This is a genomic window from Actinosynnema sp. NPDC023658, from assembly GCF_040639995.1.
Taxonomy (GTDB): Bacteria; Actinomycetota; Actinomycetes; order Mycobacteriales; family Pseudonocardiaceae; genus Actinosynnema.
In genome coordinates this window covers 1-8,190 of the sequence record NZ_JBFAAX010000252.1, presented here as the reverse complement: position 1 = coordinate 8,190, position 8,190 = coordinate 1, and the positions used below count along the sequence as shown (strand labels likewise).

General features: G+C 72.5%; 8 protein-coding genes and 1 pseudogene. 2 read left to right on the top strand and 7 right to left on the bottom strand.

Annotated features, from left to right (window positions below; all coding sequences use genetic code 11):
• Nucleotides 1-93 precede the first annotated feature (93 nt).
• Together AB0G02_RS22675 and pruA are read right to left on the bottom strand one after the other, a co-directional pair.
• Nucleotides 94-1,017, bottom strand: a complete 924-nt coding sequence (locus AB0G02_RS22675) for a proline dehydrogenase family protein (protein WP_360797461.1) — start codon at nt 1,015-1,017, stop codon at nt 94-96.
• Between the two features lie 4 nt (nt 1,018-1,021).
• The gene (gene pruA / locus AB0G02_RS22670) at nt 1,022-2,647 is read right to left on the bottom strand and encodes an L-glutamate gamma-semialdehyde dehydrogenase (protein ID WP_360797460.1); all 1,626 of its coding nucleotides are present in this window, start codon (nt 2,645-2,647) and stop codon (nt 1,022-1,024) included.
• Nucleotides 2,648-2,759: 112 nt separating this feature from the next.
• Between pruA and AB0G02_RS22665 the strand changes: the two genes are divergently transcribed.
• A complete protein-coding gene (locus tag AB0G02_RS22665; protein WP_360797459.1) occupies nt 2,760-4,301 on the top strand; it encodes a helix-turn-helix domain-containing protein in 1,542 nt (513 codons plus the stop codon).
• Between the two features lie 31 nt (nt 4,302-4,332).
• Entirely contained in the window at nt 4,333-5,367 is a 1,035-nt protein-coding gene (locus AB0G02_RS22660; RefSeq protein WP_360797458.1) for an acyl-CoA desaturase, read from the top strand.
• Here the strand turns inward: AB0G02_RS22660 and AB0G02_RS22655 are convergent.
• The 5 genes and pseudogenes from AB0G02_RS22655 to AB0G02_RS22635 all read right to left on the bottom strand — a co-directional run.
• On the bottom strand, nt 5,276-5,944 hold the full coding sequence (locus AB0G02_RS22655) for a membrane protein insertase YidC (protein ID WP_360797457.1): 669 nt from the start codon (nt 5,942-5,944) through the stop codon (nt 5,276-5,278). The two genes, AB0G02_RS22660 and AB0G02_RS22655, sit on opposite strands and share 92 nt — an antisense overlap.
• Before the next feature lie 39 nt (nt 5,945-5,983).
• Nucleotides 5,984-6,259 (bottom strand): DUF6412 domain-containing protein, encoded by a 276-nt coding sequence (locus AB0G02_RS22650; protein ID WP_360797456.1) that lies wholly within the window; start codon nt 6,257-6,259, stop codon nt 5,984-5,986.
• Nucleotides 6,260-6,279: 20 nt separating this feature from the next.
• Nucleotides 6,280-6,912 (bottom strand): uridine kinase, encoded by a 633-nt coding sequence (locus AB0G02_RS22645; RefSeq protein ID WP_360797455.1) that lies wholly within the window; start codon nt 6,910-6,912, stop codon nt 6,280-6,282.
• A complete protein-coding gene (locus tag AB0G02_RS22640; RefSeq protein ID WP_360797454.1) occupies nt 6,909-7,508 on the bottom strand; it encodes a DUF402 domain-containing protein in 600 nt (199 codons plus the stop codon). The genes AB0G02_RS22645 and AB0G02_RS22640 overlap by 4 nt, the downstream gene beginning before the upstream one ends.
• Nucleotides 7,509-7,517: 9 nt before the next feature.
• A pseudogene (locus tag AB0G02_RS22635) lies at nt 7,518-8,190 on the bottom strand (transcriptional regulator); the annotation flags it as partial.

Below are 8,190 nucleotides of genomic sequence, written 5' to 3'. Positions count from 1 at the left end.
GACCGCCGCCATCTGGCACAACCGCGCCACCGGCCAACCCGTCACCCGATCCCTGACCGCCTACGACCACTGACCGACTTACGCATTACTCGTCTAGCCCGTGGTGACCAGTGAGCGGAGGAAGAACGCCACGTTCGCCGGGCGCTCGGCCAGCCGCCGCATGAAGTAGCCGTACCACTCGTCGCCGTAGGGCACGTACACGCGCATCCGGTTGCCCGCGGCGGCGATGCGGCGCTGCTCCTCCGGCCGGATGCCGTAGAGCATCTGGTACTCGTAGCTGTCCGGGGAGCGGTCCTTGGCCAGCTCGCCCGCGATGGCGATCAGCCGCGGGTCGTGCGAGGCGACCATCGGGTAGCCCTCGCCCGCCATCAGCACCTTCAGGCACCGCACGTACGACAGGTCGACGTCGACCTTGTCCTGGAACGCCACCGACTCGGGCTCCTGGTACGCGCCCTTGCACAACCGGACCCGCGAACCGGCGTGCGCCAGGTCGCGGCAGTCCTGCTCGGTCCGCTTCAGGTACGCCTGGAGCACCGCGCCCACCCACGGGAAGTCCACCCGCAGCTCGCGCAGGATGCCCAGCGTCGAGTCGGTCGTGGTGTGGTCCTCCATGTCGAGGGTGACGGTGGTGCCGACCGCGCCGGCCGCCGCGCAGATGCGGCGGGCGTTCTCCAGCGCGATCTTCTCGCCGTCCACGGGCAGGAACTGGCCCACCGCGGACAGCTTCACCGACACCTCGGCCCGCCCGGTGTGCCCGGCGAGCTCCAGCCGGCGCAGCAGGTCGAGGTACGCCTCGACGGTGGCGGTGGCCTGCGCCGCGTCCCGGGTGTCCTCACCGAGGTGGTCGAGGGTGACGTACCGGCCGTCGGCCAGCACCTCGCCGGTGGTGGCGACGGCCGCGTCCACGTCGTCACCGGAGATGAAGCGCTTGACGACGGGCCTGGTCAGCGGCGTGCGTTCGACCAGCTCGCGGATGGTCCCGGAGCGCGCGGCGGCGAGCAGCGTGGAGCGGAGCATGCGATCACCCCTGGTGCGGGTAGCGGTAGGAGGTAGGAGCGGCGAACGTCTCCTTGATGGACCGGGGGCTGACCCAGCGCAGCAGGTTGTGCACCGAGCCCGCCTTGTCGTTGGTCCCCGACGCCCGACCGCCGCCGAACGGCTGCTGCCCGACGACCGCGCCGGTCGGCTTGTCGTTGACGTAGAAGTTGCCCGCGGCGAACCGCAGCTCCCGCTGGGCGTGCGCGATGGCGGCCCGGTCCTGCGCGATGATCGCGCCGGTCAGCGCGTACGGCGCCGCGCCCTCCATCTGCCGCAGCACGGTGTCGTAGTCGGCGTCGTCGAACACGTGCACCGCCAGCACCGGGCCGAAGTACTCGGTGGTGAACACCTCGTGCTCGGGGTTCGTGCCCAGCAGCACGGTCGGTCGCACGAAGAAGCCGTCGGAGTCGTCCGCCGTGCCGCCGGCGACGACTTCCAGGTGGTCGTCCGAGTGCGCGGCCCGGAGCACGCCGGACAGCTTGTCGAACGAGCGCCGGTCGATCACCGCGCCCATGAAGTTCGACAGGTCCGTGACGTCGCCCATGGTCAGCGACTCGACGTCGGAGAGGAAGTCGTCCTTCATCCGGTTCCACACCGAGCGGGGGACGTACGCGCGGGACGCGGCGGAGCACTTCTGGCCCTGGTACTCGAACGCGCCGCGGACCAGCGCGGTGCGCAGCACGTCCACGTCGGCGGACGGGTGCGCGAGCACGAAGTCCTTGCCGCCGGTCTCACCGACGATCCGCGGGTAGGAGCGGTAGTTCGCGATGTTCGCGCCCACCTGGCCCCACAGGTGCTGGAACGTCCGGGTCGACCCGGTGAAGTGGATGCCCGCGAGGTCCGGGTCGGCCAACGCCACCTCGGACACCGCCAGGCCGTCACCGGGCAGCAGGTTGATCACGCCTGGCGGCAGGCCCGCCTCCTCCAGCAGCCGCATGGTCAGGTGCGCGGCGAAGCTCTGCGTGGGTGACGGCTTCCACAGCACGACGTTGCCCATCAGGGCGGGCGCGGTGGGCAGGTTGCCCGCGATGGCGGTGAAGTTGAACGGGGTGATCGCGTAGACGAAGCCCTCCAGCGGGCGGTGGTCCGTGCGGTTCCACACGCCGGTGGACGACTGCGGCTGCTCCGCGAGCAGCTGCCGGCCGAAGGAGACGTTGAAGCGCCAGAAGTCGATCAGCTCGCAGGCGGCGTCGATCTCGGCCTGGATCGCCGTCTTCGACTGGCCGAGCATGGTGGCCGCGTTCAGCGTGGCCCGCCACTTGGTCGCGAGCAGGTCGGCGGCGCGCAGCAGGATGGCGGCGCGGTCGTCGTAGGACATCGCGCGCCACGCGGGCGCGGCCTGCTTGGCGGCGGCGATGGCGTCGCGGGTGTCCTGCTGGGTGGCGCCGTGCAGGGTGCCCAGGACGGCGCGGTGGTTGTGCGGCTGCACGACGTCGAAGCGCTCGCCGCCGCCGACCCGCTGCTCACCGCCGATGGTGAGGGTCAGCTCGACGGGCTCCTTGGCCAGCTCGGCCAGCTTCGCCTGCAGCTGCGCGCGCTCCGGGGTGCCGGGGGCGTAGCCGAGGACGGGCTCGTTCACCGGTGCGGGGACCGAGGTCACGGCATCCACAAGCAGCTCCTTCGCCACGGGTACGGATGTCCCAACGGTAGGACTTCCAACCATCCGTCCCATTGTCCGCCCGTCTAGGCTTGGGCACCCGTCGTTGTGGAACTGGACAAAGATGAGCTTGCGGCAGGTCCTGATCGCGCTCGGTGATCCGCTGGTCGAGGTGCAGGTGGCCCCGCACGGGCTGGAGGCCGACGTCCTCGACGTGGTCATCATGGATCCCGACGACGTGCCGGACGTGCGGCCCGGTGACCTGGCGCTGGTCGTCGGCGCGCGCGGCCGTGCGGCGTCACCGCTGGTCAGGGCCGCGGGGGCCGGGGGAGCGGTCGCGGTGGCGGTGAAGGTCGACACGCCGTCCCCGGTGCTGCGGCAGGCGGCGGCGGACGCGGGCGTGGCGCTGCTGGCCGTGCGGCCCGAGGTCCGCTGGGAACACCTCGAAGCGCTGGCCCGGGGCGTCGTGAACAGCGCCCGGGTCACGGCCGACGCGGGCGCGGGCGAAGTCCTGGGCGACCTGTTCGGCCTGGCCCAGACCATCGCCTCGCTGACCGGCGGCATCGTCAGCATCGAGGACACCGCCAGCCGCGTGCTGGCCTACTCCCGCTCCACCGACGAGGTGGACGAGCTGCGCCGGCTGTCCATCCTCGGCCGCCAGGGGCCCGAGCCGTACCTCAAGATGCTCCGCGAGTGGGGCGTCTACCAGCGCCTGCGCTCCGGCGAGGACGTGGTGCGCATCGACGAGCGCCCCGAGTTGGGCATCCGCCGCCGCATCGCGGTCGGCATCCACGCGGGCACGCAGCCGCTCGGCACGATCTGGGTGCAGGAGGGAGCCACGCCGCTGGCCGAGCAGGCCGAACGCGCGCTCCTCGGCGCCGCCCGCGTCACCGCGCTGCACCTGGTCCAGCAGCGCGAGCCCGCCGCCGCGTTCCGGGAGAACCTGCTCGCGTCCCTGCTCGACGGCCGGATGGACGCCGGGGCCATCGCGGAGCAGGTCGGCGCCGACCCGGACAAGCCCGCCGCCGTCGTCGTGTTCGCCCTGCGCGGCCAGGAGCACGCCGACCGCACCCAGCACGAGCTGCGCCGGGCCGAGATGACCAGCCTGATCTCCGTGCACGCCGCCGCGTACCGGCGCAGCGCCTTGGTCAGCCAGCGGGGCGGTCGCACCTACGCGCTGCTCACCGACCTGCCGCCGAAGGCGCCGCTGCTCACCCTGACCAGGGAGATCGTGGCCGCCGCGCGCAAGCACATGGGCCTGCGGGTGCAGGGGGCGATCGGCTCCACGGTGCCCACGGTCGACGAGGTCATGGTCTCCCGGGCCGAGGCCGACCGCGTGCTCGACGCGATGTCCCGCGACCTCGACGCCGACGTGGCGACCCTCGAAGACGTCCGGTCGCGGGTGCTCATCAGCGAAACGCTCGCCCTGCTGGCCGAGCACCCGCGCATCCGCGATCCGAGGCTCGCGGAGCTCGATGGGGAACTGGCCCGTTCCCTGTTGACTTACCTGGACGAATTCGGTGATGTGAAAAGCGCGGCCGCGAAGTTGCACGTCCACCCGAACACGCTCCGGTACCGCGTCCGACGTGCGGCGGAGGTCGGCGGGTTCGATCTCGACGACCCGTTGCTCCGGCTGTTCGCCCAGCTGCAACTCAGGCTGAACTGAATTGGCGGTGTCCGCGCCGTACCCTGCTCGGGTGAGCACCCAAGCCCGCGGCAGCGACTTCGCTGAATTGTCCAGGCTGGTCAAGCAGGAAGGTCTGCTGGACCGGCGCATCGGTTTCTACATCGCGTTCCTCGTCGGCGTCCTCGCCGCGTTCGGCCTCACCGCAGCCGCCGTGGTGCTGATCGGCGACTCGTGGTGGCAGCTCGTGCCGGCCGCCGTGCTCGCCGTCGTGTACACGCAGATCGCGTTCCTCGGGCACGACTCGGGCCACCGGCAGGTGTTCGCCGGCCACAAGGCGAACCACAACGCCGGCCTGCTGCTCGGCAACCTGCTCATCGGCGTCGGCTACGGCTGGTGGATGGGCAAGCACAGCCGCCACCACGCCAACCCGAACCACGAGGACGAGGACCCGGATGTCGACATCGCCGTCCTCGCGTTCAGCGCGGAGCAGGCCGAGCGCAAGCGCGGCTTCTTCCGCTGGGTCGTCAAGCACCAGGCCTGGCTGTTCTTCCCGCTGCTGCTGCTCGAAGGCTTCAGCCTGCACGTCATCAGCACCGCGGCCGCCGCGCGCCGCGAGGTGAAGGGCTGGCGCCTGGAGCTGGCGCTGCTGGCCGTGCACTTCGTGGTCTACCTCGGCGGGGTGTTCCTGGTGATGTCCCCCGGCAAGGCGGTGGCGTTCATCGCGGTGCACCAGGCCCTGTTCGGCGTCTACATGGGCATCTCCTTCGCGCCCAACCACAAGGGCATGCCCGTGCTCCAGGCGGGCCACCAGCTCGACTTCCTGCGCAAGCAGGTGCTGACCTCCCGCAACGTCACCGGCGGCTGGTTCACCGACTTCCTGCTCGGCGGCCTGAACTACCAGATCGAGCACCACCTGTTCCCGAGCATGCCGCGACCGCACCTGCGCCGGGCGCAGGCGCTGGTCCGCGACTTCTGCGATCGGCACTCGGTGTCCTACGCCGAGTGCGGCCTGTTCACGTCGTACGGCCACGTGCTGAAGTACCTGCACGAGGCGGGGGCTGAACTGCGCGGTCCAGGAAAGCTCGCTCCAGCAGCGTCCAGGTAGTCGTCGTCACCAGGTAGATCCCCGCCGCCAGCGGCAGCACGGCGGCGACCAGCACGGTCCCGAACGGCAGGAGCCGCAGCAGCTTCGCGAACGGCGGCTGCGGCCCGCCGTTGCGGGCGGCCACCGACGCCTGCCACCGCGACGTCGCGAACGCGACCCCGGCCAGCACGGCGAACAGGGCGGCGAACACCGGGGTGTGCGCCCACGTGCCGAACCAGTGCGCACCCAGCGGCACGCCGAGCAGCGTGCCGTCCAGCAGCGGGTTCGGCGTGGTGACGAGCCGGTACACGAGCATGAAGAACGGCGCCTGGACGAGCGCGGGCAGGCAGCCCGCGAGCATCGAGGTGCCGCGGGACCGGTACAGCTCCAGCGTCTTCTCCTGGAGCCGCACCCGGTCCTCGCCGTACTTCTCGGTCAGCGCCCGCACCTCGGGCGCCAGGGCGGCACGGGCTTTCTCACCGCGCACGGCGGCACGGCTGAGCGGGTGCAGGAGCAGCCGCACGGCGACGGTGAAGGCGAAGATGGCCAGGGCGGGCGGGGCGAACGCGGCCAGGGCTGAACCCAGGGCGTGGAACAAGGGGGAACTCCGTCCTCGGAGCGGGTGGACTGTCGGGCCTCAGGAGCTGAGGCCGAGTCCGGGCGCTCGAGGACGGGGGCGGCCCGCCGCGTCGGGGTCGCGCAGCCGCAGGAACGCGGCGCGCAGGGACTTCTCGCGGATCGACAGCGACCGCACCCACGCGGGGGCGGCCTGCACCACCGGCGCGGCGGTGAGGAGCAGCACGACCAGGGCCACGGCCGTCACGGCGGCCAGCACCTCGGCGGGCGTGCTGAGCAGGGTGAGGGCGTAGAGAGCCGGCAGGTACAGCGCGAGCAGCAACTGGAGCCTGGCCACGGACCCACCTCCCCCTGTGCTCAGCGGCTGTTCCCCTCCCGGTCGACTGTACCCACGAGCGCCGGCCGCGTGGGGTGGTCGTAGCGCACCGTCACATCCGCCTGCGGCTCGTAGGACGCGTACGCGGGCAGCGTCCACCGCCACTCGTCCGGCAACTGCCGCTCCAGCGCGCCGGCCGACAGCCACAGGTGCACGGTCAGCTCCGCGGGCAGCCACTTGTCCAGCAGCACGGTGCCGTCCAGCAGCAGCACGCCACCCGCGCCCAGCGTCACGTAGTCGGCCCGGTGCGCCCGGTCCGTCGCCGCGTTCCACAGCGCCGGCAGCACCCGCCCCGACCCGCCGGGGTCGAGCGGCTCCAGCACCTCGCGGAGCAACCCGCCCACGTCCAGCCACGAGTCGCGGAACGAGTCCGGGTCCTCGTGCCCGTGCTCCAGCCGCACCGACGCGGGCCGCAGGAAGTCGCCGGCCGACACCCGCAGCACCGGCCGGCCCAGCGCGCGCAGCGGCTCCACCAGCGCGTCCGCCAGCTCACCCGGCCGGGTCGGCAGGGCGCCGTCCACGATCACCCGCGCCCACGTGGTGCGCGGCAGCGCGTCGACCCGCCCGACCAGCTCGTCCACCAGGGTCCGCGGCGACAGGGGCACGACCTTCACGACAGCGGGTCGTCCTGCCAGCCGGCGGGCAGCGCCGGCACCGGCCACCCGGGGTCCGGCTCCCAGTCGCCCCACGCCGGGTCCCACCACGTGGTGCCGTCGGTCAGCATCGACTCGACCTCCTCGGCGGTGCGCCGGATCGACCCGGCCTCGGCGGCGTCGTACTTGCCGTCCGCGACCATCTCCTCGAACTCGTCCCGGTCGAGCTCCTGCCAGTCGCCGTCGACCGGCACCCAGAAGTCCAGCGCGTGGTCGAGCGTGTCGAACCCGAGGGCGGTGCGGCGGAACGGTTCCTGGAGGTTGAGGTAGAAGCCCGCGAACCGGCGTCGTTCCCCCTGCCAGTACAGGTCGACGGAGTACGCGTCGCCGGGGCGGTGCAGCTGGAGCTTGCCGATCCCCTTCCAGCGGGTGCGGCCCAGCTCCTGCCAGTGGTGGGTCCGCGGGTGCGGGAAGAAGCCGAACCCGGTGCCCGGCGCGGTGTACACCACCAGCAGGTCCGGCCCGTCGAGGACGACCCGGGTCGGCGTCACCACCCACGGCCTGCCGTGCAGCACCTCGCGGCGCAACGCCACGTCACCCGGCTGGAAGTACCCCATGTGATCAGGTTAGGTCAGCGCCCGCCGCAGCCTGGCCAGCGCGACCTCCCGGCGCGGGTCGGCGCGCGGCAGCAGGCGGACCAGCCGTTCCAGCACGGTCACGTCCTCCGCCACCAGGCCGAACGACCACAGCGCCTCGACGTCGCCGCGTTCGAGCACGCCCCGCCGCAGCGCCGCGGCCAGGTCTTCCCGCTCCTCGCACACCACCGGCGCCTCGGACCGGGGGAGCAGCTCACCCCGGTACGCCGCCGCGGCCGTGCCCACGTCACCGGCGAGCAGGGCGTCGCGCACCGCCAGGAAGTCGCCGCGCACGTCGGCGGTCAGCCGGTACGGCCTGGTGGACAGCACCCGGCCGAGCCGGTCGCGCAGCCGGTGCAGCTCGGCGCGGACGGTCGTGGGGTTGCCGCGCTCGCCGTACAGGTGCAGCGCCAGCTGCTCGGCCGTCAACCCGCGCGGGTGCAGCGCCAGCGCCGTGAGCAGCTCCGCGTGCCGCAGCGACAGCGGCAGCGCCCGGCCGTCCAGCGACCCGCTCGGGTCACCCAGGAACCGCAGCGACAGCACCGGTCTTCGCGAGCCCGGTGGTGGCACCCCGAGGGATGGAACCCGGAGCAGATACCCCTCGTCCAACGGCTCCAGGAGCGCTTCCCGCCCGTCGGCCAGCCACACGAGCTCACCCGTCACG